The organism is Microvirga makkahensis (genome assembly GCF_009830105.1).
GTDB classification, from domain to species: domain Bacteria; phylum Pseudomonadota; class Alphaproteobacteria; order Rhizobiales; family Beijerinckiaceae; genus Microvirga; species Microvirga makkahensis.
In genome coordinates, this window is sequence record NZ_WURB01000033.1 from 24,879 (window position 1) to 40,745 (window position 15,867).

The following is a 15,867-nucleotide window of genomic DNA, read 5'->3' on the forward strand; positions in this document are numbered from 1 at the left end:
GCCTGAATGGAGCCCCCCATCGGGGGCCGCTTGGATCGATTGACCGTCATGACCGACAGACCTGAGAGCGCCGCTCGCGACTATTCCGAAACCCTCTTCCTGCCGCAGACCGACTTTCCCATGCGGGCGGGCCTCCCTCAGCGCGAGCCCCAGTTCCTCCAGCGCTGGAACGAGATGAAGCTCTACGAGCGTCTGCGCGAGGTCCAGAAGGGCCGCACCCGCTTCGTGCTGCACGACGGCCCTCCCTATGCCAACGGCAACATCCATATCGGCCATGCCCTCAACAAGATCCTGAAGGACCTGATCGTCCGCTCGCAGGGGATGTTGGGTTTCGACTCCAATTACGTGCCGGGCTGGGACTGCCACGGCCTGCCCATCGAGTGGAAGATCGAGGAGGAGTATCGCGCCAAGGGCAAGAACAAGGACGAGGTGCCGATTGTCGAGTTCCGCCGGGAGTGCCGGGCGTTCGCGGAGAAATGGATCGACGTGCAGCGCGAGGAGTTCAAGCGCCTCGGCGTCGGCGGCGACTGGGAGCACCCCTACCTCACCATGTCCTATGACGCGGAGGCCCAGATCGCCCGCGAGATCATCAAGTTTGCGACGAGCGATCAGCTCTACCGCGGCTCGAAGCCGGTCATGTGGTCCTCCGTCGAGAGGACCGCACTCGCCGAAGCCGAGGTGGAGTATCACGAGAAGACCTCCACCACGATCTGGGTGAAGTTCAGGATCACCAACACCCTCGACGGCGATCTCGACGGCGCGTCGGTGGTCATTTGGACGACGACTCCCTGGACGATCCCGGCGAACCGCGCCATCGCCTATGGCGAGAACATCGCCTACGGCCTCTACAAGGTCACTGAAGCCGCCGAGGACAACTGGGCGAAGGCGGGCGACCGTTTCGTTCTCGCCGACAAGCTCGCCGCCGACGTGTTCGCGGCGGCCCGCGTTGCCGCGTACGAGCGCGTGAAGGACGTGCTGCCGGTGATGATCGAGCGCTGCGCGCATCCGTTCCGCGGTCTCGACGGCGCGGACGGCTTCTGGGACTACCCGGTGCCGATGCTGCCTGCCGATTACGTGACCGACGATGCCGGCACGGGCTTCGTCCATACCGCGCCAGGCCATGGCGCGGACGACTACAATACTTACGTGAAACATCGCGACGTGTTCGCGGCCTGCGGCACCCGGGAGGTGCCGCACACAGTGGCGCCGGACTCGTCCTACTTCCCCAACATTCCGTTTTTCGCGGGCGAGCGCATCTATGACGACAAGGGCAAGGATGCGGGCGCCAACGAGGCGGTGATCAGGAAGCTCGTGGAGGCCGGCGCGCTGATCGCGCGCGGCCGCCTGAAGCATCAGTACCCGCATTCCTGGCGCTCGAAGGGCCCGCTCATCTTCCGCAACACGCCGCAATGGTTCATCTCGATGGACAAGCCGCTGGATGACAAGGGCGATACGCTCCGCCAGCGCGCCCTGCGCGGCATCGAGAGCGTGCAGTGGGTACCGGAATCCGGCGAGAACCGCATCACCGGCATGATCGCCAACCGTCCCGATTGGGTGGTCTCGCGCCAGCGCGCCTGGGGCGTGCCGATCGCCGTCTTCGTGAAGAAGGGCACCAACGAGATCCTGAAGGACGAACGGGTCAATGAGGCCATCGCCGAGGCCTTCGAGAAGGAGGGCGCCGACGCATGGTACGCGGATGACGGCTCGCGCTTCCTGAAGGCGGGCGGTTACGATCTGAGCGACTACGAGAAGATCGAGGACATCCTCGACGTGTGGTTCGACTCCGGCTGCACGCACGCCTTCGCGCTCGAGAGGCGCCCCGACCTGCAGGTGAGACGCAAGGTGGACGGCGGCCCGGACCGGGTCATGTACCTCGAAGGCTCGGACCAGCACCGCGGCTGGTTCCATTCGTCGCTTCTGGAAAGCTGCGGCACGCGCGGCCGCCCGCCTTACGACATCGTCGTCACGCACGGCTTCACGCTCGACGAGCAGGGCCGCAAGATGTCGAAGTCGCTGGGCAACACGGTCGCGCCGCAGGCCGTCATCAAGGAATACGGCGCCGATATCCTGCGGCTGTGGACGGCCTCGGTGGATTACTGGGACGATCAGCGCATCGGTCCCGAGATCATCAAGACGACCGCCGAGACCTATCGCAAGCTGCGCAACACGATCCGCTGGATGCTGGGCTCGCTCGCGCACTTCCGCGAGACGGACAAGGTGGCGTTCGACGCCATGCCCGAGCTGGAGCGCTTCGTTCTTCATCGCCTCGTGGAACTCGACGGCGAGATGCGCGAGGCCTATGCGAGCTACGACTACAAGCGCGTGGTCGCGCTGCTCAACTCCTTCATGACCACGGATCTGTCGGCGTTCTACTTCGACGTGCGCAAGGACACGCTCTACTGCGATCCGATCTCGAGCGTCGCGCGCAAGAGCGCGCTGACCGTCATCGACCAGACCTTCCGCTGCGTGGTGACCTGGATCGCCCCGATCCTGGCGTTCACGGCGGAGGAGGCCTGGCTCGCGCGCTTCCCGAACGCGGAATCCGTCCATCTCGAAACCTTCCCTGAAGTGCCGGCCGGTTGGCGCAACGATGCGCTCGCCGAGCGCTGGGCCAAGGTGCGCCGCGTGCGCCGCGTCGTCACCGGCGCGCTGGAAATCGAGCGCGCGCAAAAGCGCATCGGCGCGAGCCTTGAAGCCGCTCCCGTCGTGCACATCGCCGACGAGGGCCTCTTCAAGTCCGTTCAGGGGCTCGACATGGCCGAAATCTGCATCACCTCGGCCATCCGGGTGGTGCAGGGCGAGGGACCCGCGGAGGCTTTCCGTCTCGAGGACGTGAAGGGCGTTGCCGTGGTGCCCGAACTCGCCATGGGCCGCAAATGCGCCCGCTCCTGGAAGGTCACGCCCGAGGTGGGCAGCGATCCGGATTATCCGGACGTGACGCCCCGCGATGCGGCGGCCCTTCGCGAATGGGACCGGCTGAAGGCGGCTGCGGAATGATCAGAGGCGAAGGCTCCCGGGCGCCTGTCCCCGGCCCCAATGCCCCCGAAAAGGCTCCGCAGCGCCCGCGCGCTGCGGGCAAGCCCCGCGCTTCCAGGGAGGGAGCGAAGGCCCGCCCGGCCCGGAACGGCTTCTCGGCAGCTGCGATCCTCGGATTCTCCGCGGCCCTGATCACCCTGATCCTCGACCAGGCGACCAAGCTCTACACCCTCTTCGTCTACGATCTGCCTCTGAAGGAGCCGGTGGAATTCGCTCCCTTCATCAACCTGATCGTGGTCTGGAACAGGGGCATCTCCTACGGCCTCTTCCAACAGGATGGGGACCTGGGGCGCTGGGTCCTGATCGTCGTCTCGATCCTGGCCTCCATCGGCCTGTCCATCTGGATTCGCCGCACCGGGGCCAAGCTCCTGGCGACGTCCCTCGGGCTGATCGTGGGCGGGGCTATCGGTAATGTGATCGACCGGCTGGCCTACGGGGCGGTGTTCGATTTCATCCAGTTCCATGTCGGGGACTGGTCCTGGTACGTGTTCAATGTCGCGGACGCGGCCATCGTTGCGGGGGTGATTGGATTGCTTTATGACTCCTTCGTGCTGGAAGCGCGAAGGGGCCGCTAAGCTCCGAGCTGCCGGACAAGCTGCCTTATGTTCGCCCTAAAAAGCGATCAGGCGTTCCAGGCATAATGAGAAACAATGGTGGGTGTGCCATGAAGGGAATGAGAATCTTTGGCCTCGCGGGCGCTGTCGCGCTCCTGTTCGCCGCATCCTCCGCCTCGGCGCAGGAAGGCGAGGCCGTGAAGAGCCTGCTCGGCAGCATCGGCATCATCCCCAAGGACAAAGAGCCGATCATCTACAACGAGCGCGCGCCCCTCGTGCTGCCGCCCAGCATGGATCTGCCGCCGCCCGCCGCTCCCAACAGCGCCGAGGCGAACAGCGTCAACTGGCCCAGGGATCCGGATGTGGCGGCCCGCCGCAAGGCGGCCAGAGAGGCCAGGACGCCTGCCTCGGAAACCGAGCTTTCCAAGCTCAGCGAAGGCAAGCGCCTCTCCATCGACGAGATCCGTGCCGGCCGCAACCCGAACAGCCGGGATTCGCTTCCGCAACCCGTGGGGGGCTGGACCACGAATAACAGCCGCATGACGCCGGACGAGCTGCGTTCGTTCTCAACGAGCAAGAAGGTCGAGCTCGAGGGCGATGGCCTGGAGCGCCGCTACCTGAGCGATCCGCCGCAGAATCTTTTGAAGGCCGCCCCCGGCGCGCCTCTCAGGATGTCCGCCGACCCGAAGCCGACCGGTAATCCCGACAGTCCGCAGGCCTTCATCCAGCAACAGCAGCAGCGCAGGCAATAGCGCAGTGCCAGCGCGCTCTCTCTACCTTTCAGGCGAACGGGCTCCCCCCGCTTCGCCTGAAAACGTTCCAGGGGCCTGACAAGGCCAAGCCTGTTCGCGCCCCCAAACGCAGACCATGTCGCACCAAAAGGTGCTCTGCCTCGCTTGCGTGCTCGCCCAATTCGACTATCCCCCTAGGGCGTGCCCTACGAAACGATTTGATGCTTCCAAGGTTGAACCGTCATGAAGACTGCCTCCAAGCCCATCCTCAGAGCCGACGCCTCGTCCTTCGGGCGCACGGAAGGCAGCGGCCCGAACCTGTCCTCGTTCACGCTCGACAACGGTCTCGACGTGGTGGTGATCCCCGATCACCGCGCTCCCGTCGTCACGCACATGATGTGGTACCGCAACGGCTCCGCGGATGATCCGATCGGCCAGTCGGGCATCGCGCACTTTCTCGAGCATCTGATGTTCAAGGGGACCGAGAAGCATCCCGCGGGCGAGTTCTCGAAGGTGGTATCCGGTCTCGGCGGCCAGGAGAACGCCTTCACCTCGTTCGACTACACGGCATACTTTCAGCGTGTCGCGCGCGAAAACTTGAAGGTCATGATGGAGTTCGAGTCGGACCGGATGACCAATCTGCTGCTCGAGGAATCCGTGATCGGCCCCGAGCGCGACGTCGTGCTGGAAGAACGCCGCATGCGGGTCGAGACCGATCCCTCGGCTCAGCTGTCCGAAGCCATGGCCGCTTCGCTCTTCGTGCATCATCCCTATGGCATTCCGATCATCGGCTGGATGCACGAGATCGAGACCCTCAACCGCGAGCATGCTCTCGACTACTACAAGCGTTTCTATACGCCCGAGAACGGCATTCTGGTGGTCGCCGGCGACGTGACGGCCGACGAGGTGCGCCGCCTGGCCGATACCACCTATGGCCGCATCCCGTCGCAGGGCAAGCGCCCGGTGCGCCTGCGTCCGCGTGAGCCCGAGCCCGTGGCCGCGCGCCATATCACGGTGGCCGATCCCAAGGTGGAGCAGCCCACGTTGCAGCGGCTCTACCTCGTGCCTTCCTGCCGCACGGCTACGCAGCGTGACTGCTATGCCCTCGAGCTTCTCGCCGAGGTGATCGGCGGCGGCCCGACGTCGTACCTGTACCGCAAGCTCGTGATGGAGCGCGGCATCGCCGTGAATGCGGGAGCGTGGTACATGTCCTCCTCCATGGAGGACACGCGTTTCTGCGTCTACGCGGTTCCGGCCGAGGGCGTCTCGCTGTCCGCCCTCGAAGAGGCGGTGGATGCGGTGCTCAAAACCATTTCCGCCGAGGCGCTGGATGCCGATTCCATCGAGCGCGCCAAGACGCGCCTCGTGGCCGAGACGATCTATTCCACCGACAGCCAGTCGTCGCTTGCGCGCATCTACGGTTCGGCGCTCGCCATCGGCGAGACGATCGAGGACGTACGGCGTTGGCCGGTGGAGATCGAAACCGTGCTCAAGGAGGATCTAGCCTCCGTCACAGAGCGCTATCTCGTCCCCCGTCGCTCGGTGACGGGCTATCTGCAGAAGTCGGCTTCTTGACCGCCTGCTTGAGATTCGAGGTAAAGATGACCGCTTCCGTTGAAACCCTGTCCTCGTCCCCCACGACCGTGAAGGCCCTGACGACCGCAAAGAGCGTCGAGGCCTGGCACGTGGAATCCGACGTGGTGCCGCTGATCGCAGCGTCCTTCATCTTCGAAGGTGGCTCTGCGCATGATCCCAAGACCAAGCCCGGCGTCGCGCAGATGCTGGCGCGCCTGCTCGACGAGGGTGCGGGGGATTACGATTCCGACGCCTTCCAGGAGCGTCTGGCCGCGCGTGCCATCGAGTTGTCCTTCAACGCGGGCAACGATGCCATCGGCGGCTCGCTGAAGACGCTCGTCAAACATGCGGACGAAGCCTTCGAACTGCTCCGTCTCGCCCTGGCCGAGCCGCGCTTCGACCAGGATGCGATCGAGCGCGTGCGCGCCCAGACCATCGCGGGCCTGCGCTACCAGCAGAACGATCCCGGCGTCATGGCCACGCGCCGCTTCTTCGAGGAAGGTTTCGCAGGCCATCCCTATGGCAGCCCAACTTCGGGCACGCCCGAGAGCGTGGCTGCGATCACCCGTGACGACCTCGTTGCCATGCATCGCAGCCTGATCGCGCGCGGGCGGGTGAAGATCGCGGTCGTCGGCGCCATCTCGGCCGATGGTCTGTCGGTGCTGCTCGACAAGGTCTTCGGCTCTCTGCCCGAGGCGAAGCCGCTCGCCGCCGTCGAGACGGCGGCGCTGCAGAAGATCGGCTCGCGCATCGTCGTCGATCTCGACGTTCCGCAATCCGTCATCCGCTTCGGCACGCCGGGCATCGCATGGCGCGACCCCGGCTTCATTCCGGCCTATGTGCTCAATCACATCTTCGGCGGCGGCTCCTTCACCTCGCGGCTCTTCCAGGAAGTGCGCGAGAAGCGCGGCCTCGCCTACAGCGTCGGCACCTCCCTCGTGAGCTATCGCGCAGCTTCCATGACCTGGGGCTACACTGCCACCAAGAACGAGCGCGTGACGGAATGTCTCGACGTGATCGCAGGCGAGATGGCGCGCCTCAAGGAAGAGGGCCCTTCCGACGAGGAGCTGCAGAAGGCGAAGGACTATCTCATCGGCTCCTATGCGCTCGGCTTCGACACCTCCACCAAGATCGCGCACACCCTGGCGCAGATCGCCTTCGAGGGGCTCGGGATCGATTATATCGGACGCCGCAATGCCCTGGTCGCCGCCGTCACGCAGAACGACATCCGCACGGCCGCGGAACGCATCTTCGGCGACGGCAGGATGCTGACCGTCATCGCAGGACGGCCGACGGGGCTCTAGCGCATCGCACGAGAGAGCGGATCCGGGTTTCCGCTCCGCACGATGCTCTAAGCCCACCCGAGCAGGATACGAGAAAAGGGAGCCCACGGGCTCCCTTTTCATATCAGGGGCGCGCAGATGGGATCATTCTCTCATCCTCTAGCCGCCACCCGCTCTCTGCCCTACAGTTCCTCCATCTTCATGAAACGAGTTGGAGTTCCCGTATGGCCTTACAGCAATCGATCGATCTCGCTCTGGAAACCACCATCGGGGAGGGCGGTCTTTCGCAGCGGGCGTTCGAGGCGTCCCTGGAGGCTGTGCGCGAGGCCATGGCACGCCTCTCGGACGACGACTCGTCCGGTCGCCTGCCGCTGCTCCACATGACGCGCGCCACCGACGACCTCCCGTCCATCAAGGAGGCGGCCGCCTGGCTGCGCCTGGATGCGACGGATGTGGTGTTTCTCGGCACCGGCGGATCGAGCCTCGGCGGGCAGACTCTGGCTCAGCTCAAGGATTTCGCCGTGCCGGGGGCCGGCCGCTTCACGGAGAGCCCACGGGTTCACTTCCTTGACAACCTCGACCCGATCACCTTCGATCGCGTGCTGCACAAGCTGCCGCTGTCCTCGACCCGCTTCGTGTCGATCTCGAAGTCCGGCGGCACGGGCGAGACCCTGATGCAGACGATCGCGGTGCTCTCCGCCCTCAACAAGGCGGGCTTGAAGGCCCTGCCCAAGGACATGTTCCTCGGCCTGTCCGAACCGCGCAAGGACGGCGGCAGGAACGCTCTTCGTGATCTTCTCGAACCCGAGGGCGTTCGCTTCCTGGAGCATCACACGGGTGTCGGCGGACGCTATTCCGTGCTCACCAATGTGGGCCTTCTGCCCGCCGCCGTCCTGGGCCTCGACGTCGCGGCCATCCGGCAGGGCGCGGCGGAGGCTTACGAACCATTCCGCAACGGCAGATCCGCCGCGGACGCGCCGGCCGCCCTCGGCGCCGCTCTCAACGTGGCTGCCGCCAGGGAGGGCAAAGGCATCGCCGTCACCATGGCCTATGCCGACCGCCTGGAGCGCTTCACCCGCTGGTGGGTGCAGCTCTGGGCCGAGAGCATCGGCAAGGACGGCAAGGGCACCCAGCCCGTGGCCGCCATCGGCCCGGTCGATCAGCACAGCCAGCTCCAGCTCTATCTCGCGGGCCCCAACGACAAGCTTTTCACCGTGCTGACCACGGGCGTCGCGGGGCAGGGGCCGCTCATGGACGAGAAACTCGCCAAGCGCGCCGGCGAGGCCGCTTTCGGGGGCAAGCACATCGGCGATCTCGTGGCGGCGCAGGGCCGCGCCACGGCCGATACGCTCGCCAGGAACAGCCGCCCGACCCGGCGCATCCACATCGAGAAGCTCGACGAGCGCGCCGTGGGCGAATTGCTGATGCACTTCATGCTGGAGACCATCCTCACCGGCTATGCGCTCGGCGTCGATCCGTTCGACCAGCCGGCCGTGGAAGAGGGCAAGGTCCTCGCCAAGCAATACCTGGCGCAGGGGTAACGGCACGTATTCCTTGTCGTCATGGCCCGTGCCCTCCTTCGTCATCCCCGGGCTTGCCCCGGGGATCCACGTCTTTGTGGCGTGGTGGTTCAAGGACATGGATGGCCGGGACAGTCCGGCCATGTCGGAACGGGGCGCACCGGATCCTCTTACCGACCCCGGAACGACGGTGGACGGGTGCGGGAATAGCGTCGCGGCCGCTGGCAGGGGCAGTAGCCAGCCTCTATCTTGATCAATCTCGAATCCTCGAACGAGAGAGCGCCACATGCTCGTCCGCCGTCTCGATCCCATTCTCGTCGACCGCATTGCCGCGGGCGAGGTTGTCGAGCGCCCGGCGGCGGCCGTGAAGGAGCTCGTCGAGAACGCCGTCGACGCGGGCGCCAATTCCATCGAGATCACCGTGGAGGCGGGCGGCCGCCGCCTGATCCGCATCGTCGACGACGGGCAGGGCATGACGCCGGAGGATCTGGAACTCGCGGTCGAGCGCCACGCCACCTCCAAGCTGCCGGACGGCGACCTGTTCTCCATCAGCACGCTGGGCTTCCGCGGCGAGGCCCTGCCGTCCATCGGCGCGGTGGCGCGCTTATGCATCACGACGCGCACGAAGGATGCGGAGACCGGCTCGATGATCGTGGTCGAGGGCGGCGTGAAGCATCCCGTGCGGCCCGTCTCCGCGCCCAAGGGGACGCGGGTGGAGGTGACGGACCTGTTCGCAGCCACGCCCGCGCGCCTGAAGTTCCTCAAGAGCGACCGCTCCGAGGCGCAGGCGGTGGCGGAGATCGTGAAGCGCCTCGCGATCGCGCATCCGACCGTGCGCTTCACTTTGTCCGGCGAGCACATCACGTCCTTCACGCATCCGCCGGAGGAGCCCGGCGAGCATGGATTCCTGCGCCGCATCTCGCGGGTCCTCGGCTCCGACTTCAACGAGAACGCCATGGCGATCGGCGTGGAGCGCGAGGGCGTGCGGCTCACCGGTTTCGCGAGCCTTCCGACTTATCATCGCGGCACGTCCGCCTCGGTTCATTTCGTGGTGAACGGACGGCCCGTGCGCGACAAGCTCCTGCTCGGCGCGGTGCGCGGCGCCTATGCGGACGTGATGGCCTCCGACCGTCACCCGGTTCTCGCCATGATGATCGATCTCGATCCACGCGCGGTCGACGTGAACGTGCATCCCGCCAAAACGGAAGTGCGCTTCCGCGATCCCGCCTTCGTGCGCGGCTTCGTGGTGGCGGCGATCAAGGAAGCGATCACCCGCTTCGGCATGCGCGCCTCCTCGACGGTGGGCACGCGCACGCTGGAGAGCCTGCGCCCGCAAGGCGTGCTGTCGTCACGCCCGGCGTACGGCCATCACCGGCCTTCCGTCATTCGCCCGTCGGGCGGTTTCACCAACTGGCAGGCTCCGCTCGATCCCGCCTCGAGCGTCCACTCAGCCGCTTCCGGCCTGGCGGAGGCGCAGGCGAGCCTGCCCGATCTCGCGGCACCCTCCGCCGACAGCCGCGCCACGCTCACCGAGATCGAGCCGGAGATGGAGGCCGCTCCTCTCGGCGCGGCGCGCGCGCAGCTGCACGGCACCTACATCGTCACGCAGACACAGGACGGCATCGTCATCGTCGATCAGCATGCCGCGCATGAGCGCCTCGTCTACGAGCGCCTGAAGCGCGAGCGCGCGTCGTCCGGCATCGCGCGCCAGTTGCTCTTGATCCCCGAGGTGGTCGATCTCGATCCCGTCGATGCGGATCGCGTGCTTGCGGAAGCCTCCACGCTCGAAAGCTTAGGTCTCGTCGTCGAGCCTTTCGGCCACGGCGCGCTGCTGGTGCGCGAAGTGCCGGCAGCGCTTGCCGGCGGACGCATCAAGGCGCTGGTGCAGGACGTGGCGGATGCGCTGGCCGAATGGGGGCAGGGAGCCGCCAATCCGCTGGAGGAGCGGCTCGATGCCGTGCTCTCGCGCATGTCCTGCCACGGCTCCATCCGTGCCGGGCGCCGCATGAGGCCTGAAGAGATGAATGCGCTGCTGCGCGAGATGGAGGCCACGCCCCTCTCCGGACAGTGCAATCACGGACGACCCACCTATGTGGAGCTGAAGCTCAGTGATATCGAGCGCCTGTTTGGGCGGCGTTGAAGGGACGGCCGAGCGGGCGCTCCGGAATCAGGCGGCGCCCCGAAGAGTGCGAACGCGTACATCCTTCTCCTCACGCTCGATCACGACCCGCACCTTGTCGAACTCGTCCTGAAACGTGGTGCGGAGCTGGGCCGCAGGGTGCGGAAGGGAGCGCCATTGCCCGGGCTGATCGGATGAACGGATAAAGGAAACGCCGAGAGAATTGTGATTGCGCCAGCACAGCCGTGCCCGGTGAACCTGGAGGTCGTGAGCGGCGATGAAGAGTTCGAAATCCTCAGGCAGGTGCAGATGCTGATCGAGGGCGATCTTGGCGCCGCCGGCGGAGATATCCTCGACGTGGCAGGAGATCATGGAATCGGGGCCCAGCACGATCTTGGCGAGGTGCTGCGCGCGAAAGCGCCTGGCTTGCCTGCGATTGGCAATCTGGCTGCAAGAGCCCATGGACCCGACCTGTTGAAATGGTTAACGCCACGCTTGGTCTTAACGTTGCGTTAACCATTTTCCAATGCCCCTTCCGGATATCCCGATTAGGACTTTAGGCCAACGCGGCTGCCGGGCCGGTTATCCACAGGCGCGAGAGCGCTATTGCCCGTTCGGGTCCGCTCTCAGCGGTGCGCTCATCCAAGGTGGGACCATCGAATCGGACCCAAGAGTGCAAATCCACATTTCACGCCCGATTCTCTAGACCAGGATCAGGCGCGCAAAGGCACCCAAGGCCCCCATGCCCAGAAGCAGGATCGGAAACCATTTGGGGCAGGAGGTCGGCTCGTCGAGATTCATCCGCTGTCGTGCTCCCCTTCATCTCTCGGGTGTGGGGGAGGGGTGAACGTCAGACCTTCCGTGAAGCCCATCCCGGTTTGCCCCCGCGCCTGAGACTTATGCACCTCGAATGACGAAGCGATGACAATTCCCGGTTGCCGCCCCGGCCGCGTGGGTCCTCTCCCATGACCAGGTCCCATGACCATGGCTGCCGTGAACATCCCGATGGTACTTCGCCTGCCGTCAGCGGCAACGAAGCCGAGCCTCGGGAATGCCTTGCCGCGGGTCACTCGCTGAACAAGGAACGATCATGGTGTCCGCGCGCTGCGCAAGGACCGGCGGCTGCGTCCTCGGGGATCGCGCTAGCGGGACGGGCCGGGGCGTTCCGAGGATGCGGCCCAGATGTTGAGGCCGCCCTCCGTCGCATGGCGGTCGATCTCGGTGAGTTCGTCAGGGGTGAACGACAGGTTCTTCAGCGCGCCGACGCAATCGACCACCTGCTCGGGACGGCTGGCCCCAATGAGGGCGGAGGTGACGCGTCCTCCGCGCAGCACCCAGGCCAGGGCCATCTGTGCGAGCGTCTGCCCGCGCCGTCCCGCGATGTCGTTGAGGCTGCGGATGCGGGAGAGATTATCCTCGCTCAGGAAACTCGTTCGGAGAGACTTTCCTGCGGCCGCTCTGCTGCTCTCCGGGATGCCGCCGAGATATTTGGTGGTCAGCATGCCCTGCGCCAGGGGGGAGAACACGATGGATCCCATGCCGAGATCGTCGAGCGTATCGAGAAGCCCATCCTCCTCGATCCAGCGGTTGAGCATGGAATAGCTCGGCTGGTGGATGATGCAGGGCGTCTTCAGTTCGCGCAGAATGGCAAGAGCTTCGCGCGTGCGCTGACTGTTATAGGAGGAAAGGCCCACATAGAGCGCCTTGCCCTGCCGCACGGCGGAGTCCAGTGCCATCATGGTTTCTTCCAGCGGCGTCTCCGGATCGAACCGGTGCGAGTAGAAGATGTCGACATAGTCGAGCCCCATGCGCCTGAGGCTCTGGTCGAGGCTGGAGAGGAGATACTTGCGGCTACCCCATTCGCCGTACGGTCCCGGCCACATGCGGTAGCCCGCCTTGGTGGAGATCACGAGTTCGTCGCGCAGCCCATGAAAGTCGCTGCGCAGGATCTCGCCGAACAGGGTCTCGGCGGACCCGGGAGGCGGGCCGTAATTGTTGGCGAGGTCGAAATGGGTGATCCCGAGGTCGAAGGCCGTCCGGCAGATCTCCCGCGCGGTGGCAGCCGATTTGTCCTCTCCGAAATTGTGCCAGAGCCCCAGCGAGATCGCCGGCAGGGTCAAACCGCTTCGGCCGCAACGATTGTAGATCATCCCGTCATAGCGGTCGGCTGCGGGTTGGTAGGCCATGGATTCCTCCAGGATTTCGTTGCAAGGCAGGCTGGCACAGGAAGCATAGCTGTGTCGGGCGCGGGCGGATTCTAGTCCCGCAGCGTACTCAACTCCTTCGGAAGAACTCGGATGTAGGTGAACAATTCCTATGAGCTAGCGTTAGCGGGGTGCCCGATGCCTGTCGGAGGACCCTCATGAACAAGATGTCCTGGAGTCCTGTTCTGCTCGGAACGGGTATCGTGATCGCACTGATGGGCTTGGCGCTGGGAGCGGGCGGCCTCTGGCTGATCGTCCTCGGAGGATCCTGGTACTATCTCCTTGCAGGTTTGGGCTTTCTTCTCACCGCCTATCTTCTCGTCACCGCGCGCCCGGCGGCCCTGTGGGTCTTCGCGATCGTCGTGGCCGGCACCCTGATCTGGGCTCTGTGGGAGGTCGGCCTCGACTGGTGGCCCCTCGGCGCGCGGGGAGGCGTGGTCTTCCTGATCGGCCTCTTCCTGCTGACGCCCTGGGTCAGGCGGGCCTTAAGGGCGGGATCCGACAATCCTCCTTCCGCCGCTCGCGCCGCTCCGCCACGCGTATCGGCTTTTCGCGGCGCAGGCCTGCCCCTGAGCGCGATCCTCGGTGTTGCTCTTGTGGTGGCCATCGCCTCCTGGTTCACCGATCCTCACACCATCGAAGGCACCGCGCCCGAGGCGCGGGCGCGGGTTTCCCCCGACGCGCTCGGCGTTCCCGCCGGCGAATGGCACGCCTACGGACGGACCGGCTACGGTCAGCGCTACTCGCCGCTGAACCAGATCACCCCCGCCAATGTGGGCAATCTCGAAGTCGCCTGGACCTATCGCACCGGCGACATGCGCGGGCAGCCGGGAGATCCTGAGGAGACCACGTTCCAGGTGACGCCGCTGAAGATCGGCAACAGGCTGTTCCTGTGCACGCCGCACCAGGACGTCATCGCTCTCGACGCCACGACGGGCCAGCAGATCTGGCGGTACGAGCCTCAGGTGCGCGGCGAGCTGGCGCTTCAGCATCTCACCTGCCGCGGGCTGTCCTACTATCCCGGCAACGGGGCGACGGCGGCCGCTCCGGCCGCGCCGCCGGCTCCTCGGACGGCGGCGGCCGAGCCCGTGCCGGACCTGCCGGTGGCCGCGACCGCGAGCACGCAGACTGCGCCGGAGTGCGACGCGAAGCTCTTCATGCCGACCGCCGATGGACGCCTCATCGCCATCAATCCCGAAAACGGCGCCGTCTGCGCGAATTTCGGCGGCGGCACGGGACAGATCAATCTCTGGCGCAACATGCCGAACGTGAAGCCGGGTGCGTATTATTCCACGTCGCCGCCCGTGGTGGCGCGGGGCCTGATCATCGTCGGCGGAACGGTTCTCGACAACGTGTCGACCAACGAGCAGTCCGGCGTCATCCGCGCCTTCGACGTGAATACCGGCGCTCTCGTGTGGAACTGGGATTCCGGCAATCCCGACGTCACCGCGCCGATCGGACCCGACGAGACCTATGTGCCGAACTCGCCGAACAGCTGGACCATCTCCAGCGTCGACGAGGAACTCGGCATGATCTACGTGCCGCTCGGCAACCAGCCGCCGGACCAATGGGGCGGCAACCGCAGCGAGAACGTGGACCGGTTCTCGTCGTCCGTGGTGGCGCTCGACATCGCGACGGGGCAATTGCGCTGGGTCTTCCAGACCGTGCATCACGATTTGTGGGATTACGACGTGCCCTCGCAGCCGAGTCTCGTCACCCTGACCGTCGGCGGGCAGAACGTGCCCGCGCTCGTGCAGCCGACGAAGCAGGGCGAACTCTATGTGCTCGACCGGCGCAGCGGCCAGCCCATTCTCCCGGTCACCGAAAAGCCCGCGCCGCAGGGCGCGGCTGAAGGAGACAGGACCGCGCCGACGCAGCCGGTCTCCGCCCTGTCCTTCGATCCTCCGCCGTTGAAGGAGAGCGACATGTGGGGCGCGACGCTGTTCGATCAGCTCGCCTGCCGCATCGCTTTCAAGCAGCTGCGCTACGAGGGCCGCTACACGCCGCCGTCATTGCAGGGAACTCTGGTTTATCCCGGCAATTTCGGCGTCTTCAACTGGGGCAGTATCGCGGTCGATCCGGAGCGTCAGATCGCGTTCACGACGCCGGCCTATCTCGCCTTCGTGTCGCAACTCGTTCCGCGGCAGGACGACACGACCCTGTATGTGCAGGGCGAGGAGCGTCCGGAGAGCAGCCTGCCTGCGCTGAACGAGAATTTCGGCGCTCCCTTCGCGGTGAAGCTCTATGCCTTCACGTCGCCGCTCGGCATTCCGTGCCAGGCGCCGCCATGGGGCTATGTGGCCGCCGCCGATCTCACCACGGGCCAGATCATCTGGCAGCACAAGAACGGCACGACCCGCGACGCCTCACCCGTGCCGCTGCCGCTCCCGCTCGGCGTGCCCAATCTCGGCGGGCCGATCATGACCGCGGGCGGCGTGGCGTTCCTCTCGGGCACCATCGATTACTACGTGCGCGCCTACGACGTCTCGAACGGCAGGCAGTTGTGGGAGGACCGCCTGCCTGCGGGCGGCCAGGCGACGCCGATGACCTACACCGGCGAGGACGGGCGGCAATATCTCCTCGTCGTGGCCGGCGGGCACGGATCGCTCGGAACGAAGGCGGGCGACTACGTGATCGCCTATGCGCTGCCGAAGCAATAGTCTCAGCATGGCTCGCGCGGTTCCGGCATGAACCGTGCGAACCCCGTCGTCAGAACTGCGTGATGACGCTGATGCCGATCCCCTCGAAACGGTCCATGTTCATGAGGGCCGCGGGCGCCTCTTCCAGACTGATCCTCCTGCCGACGAGCTTTTGAGGGCTGAGCTTGCCCGTCTCGATCATGTTC

10 protein-coding genes and 1 pseudogene are annotated in these 15,867 nt (G+C 65.7%); 8 read left to right on the top strand and 3 right to left on the bottom strand.

Going from position 1 to position 15,867, the window contains the following annotated elements; translation table 11 throughout:
* Window positions 1-48 precede the first annotated feature (48 nt).
* The 7 genes from ileS (at window position 49) to mutL (ending at window position 10,839) form a co-directional block, all read left to right on the top strand.
* A complete protein-coding gene (ileS, locus tag GR328_RS23670) occupies window positions 49-2,997 on the top strand; it encodes an isoleucine--tRNA ligase (protein ID WP_160888131.1) in 2,949 nt (982 codons plus the stop codon).
* A 146-nt stretch (window positions 2,998-3,143) separates the two neighbouring features.
* Complete coding sequence (lspA, locus tag GR328_RS23675) at window positions 3,144-3,611, top strand: signal peptidase II (protein ID WP_343039469.1); 468 nt, start codon at window positions 3,144-3,146, stop codon at window positions 3,609-3,611.
* A gap of 89 nt (window positions 3,612-3,700) precedes the next feature.
* Window positions 3,701-4,342: a hypothetical protein gene (locus GR328_RS23680; protein ID WP_160888133.1), complete on the top strand. Its 642-nt coding sequence runs from the start codon at window positions 3,701-3,703 to the stop codon at window positions 4,340-4,342.
* Between the two features lie 222 nt (window positions 4,343-4,564).
* Window positions 4,565-5,896: a M16 family metallopeptidase gene (locus GR328_RS23685; RefSeq protein WP_160888134.1), complete on the top strand. Its 1,332-nt coding sequence runs from the start codon at window positions 4,565-4,567 to the stop codon at window positions 5,894-5,896.
* Between the two features lie 26 nt (window positions 5,897-5,922).
* Window positions 5,923-7,200 carry a M16 family metallopeptidase gene (locus GR328_RS23690; RefSeq protein ID WP_160888135.1) on the top strand — a complete coding sequence of 426 codons (1,278 nt, stop codon included), beginning with the start codon at window positions 5,923-5,925 and terminating at the stop codon, window positions 7,198-7,200.
* Between the two features lie 203 nt (window positions 7,201-7,403).
* Window positions 7,404-8,720 (top strand): glucose-6-phosphate isomerase, encoded by a 1,317-nt coding sequence (locus GR328_RS23695; protein WP_160888136.1) that lies wholly within the window; start codon window positions 7,404-7,406, stop codon window positions 8,718-8,720.
* Between the two features lie 265 nt (window positions 8,721-8,985).
* Window positions 8,986-10,839 carry a DNA mismatch repair endonuclease MutL gene (mutL, locus tag GR328_RS23700; RefSeq protein WP_160888137.1) on the top strand — a complete coding sequence of 618 codons (1,854 nt, stop codon included), beginning with the start codon at window positions 8,986-8,988 and terminating at the stop codon, window positions 10,837-10,839.
* Window positions 10,840-10,866: 27 nt separating this feature from the next.
* Here mutL and GR328_RS23705 read toward each other — a convergent pair whose 3' ends face one another.
* Complete coding sequence (locus GR328_RS23705) at window positions 10,867-11,280, bottom strand: PilZ domain-containing protein (protein WP_160888138.1); 414 nt, start codon at window positions 11,278-11,280, stop codon at window positions 10,867-10,869.
* 680 nt (window positions 11,281-11,960) lie between these two features.
* On the bottom strand, window positions 11,961-13,004 hold the full coding sequence (gene mgrA, locus GR328_RS23710; RefSeq protein WP_160888139.1) for an L-glyceraldehyde 3-phosphate reductase: 1,044 nt from the start codon (window positions 13,002-13,004) through the stop codon (window positions 11,961-11,963).
* Window positions 13,005-13,180: 176 nt separating this feature from the next.
* On the opposite strand from mgrA, the gene GR328_RS23715 reads away from it, so the two are divergent.
* On the top strand, window positions 13,181-15,682 hold the full coding sequence (locus GR328_RS23715; RefSeq protein WP_160888140.1) for a glucose/quinate/shikimate family membrane-bound PQQ-dependent dehydrogenase: 2,502 nt from the start codon (window positions 13,181-13,183) through the stop codon (window positions 15,680-15,682).
* 49 nt (window positions 15,683-15,731) lie between these two features.
* On the opposite strand, the pseudogene GR328_RS27760 reads toward GR328_RS23715, so the two are convergent.
* Window positions 15,732-15,867: pseudogene (locus GR328_RS27760) on the bottom strand (alcohol dehydrogenase); the annotation flags it as partial.

Bases quoted from the DNA above. Each gene is read 5' to 3' on its own strand.
- mutL (WP_160888137.1), top strand. From the start codon at position 8,986: ATGCTCGTCCGCCGTCTCGATCCCATTCTCGTCGACCGCATTGCCGCG.
- mgrA (WP_160888139.1), bottom strand. From the start codon at position 13,004: ATGGCCTACCAACCCGCAGCCGACCGCTATGACGGGATGATCTACAAT.
- GR328_RS23695 (WP_160888136.1), top strand. From the start codon at position 7,404: ATGGCCTTACAGCAATCGATCGATCTCGCTCTGGAAACCACCATCGGG.
- GR328_RS23685 (WP_160888134.1), top strand. From the start codon at position 4,565: ATGAAGACTGCCTCCAAGCCCATCCTCAGAGCCGACGCCTCGTCCTTC.
- GR328_RS23705 (WP_160888138.1), bottom strand. From the start codon at position 11,280: ATGGGCTCTTGCAGCCAGATTGCCAATCGCAGGCAAGCCAGGCGCTTT.
- GR328_RS23715 (WP_160888140.1), top strand. From the start codon at position 13,181: ATGAACAAGATGTCCTGGAGTCCTGTTCTGCTCGGAACGGGTATCGTG.
- GR328_RS23690 (WP_160888135.1), top strand. From the start codon at position 5,923: ATGACCGCTTCCGTTGAAACCCTGTCCTCGTCCCCCACGACCGTGAAG.
- ileS (WP_160888131.1), top strand. From the start codon at position 49: ATGACCGACAGACCTGAGAGCGCCGCTCGCGACTATTCCGAAACCCTC.
- GR328_RS23680 (WP_160888133.1), top strand. From the start codon at position 3,701: ATGAAGGGAATGAGAATCTTTGGCCTCGCGGGCGCTGTCGCGCTCCTG.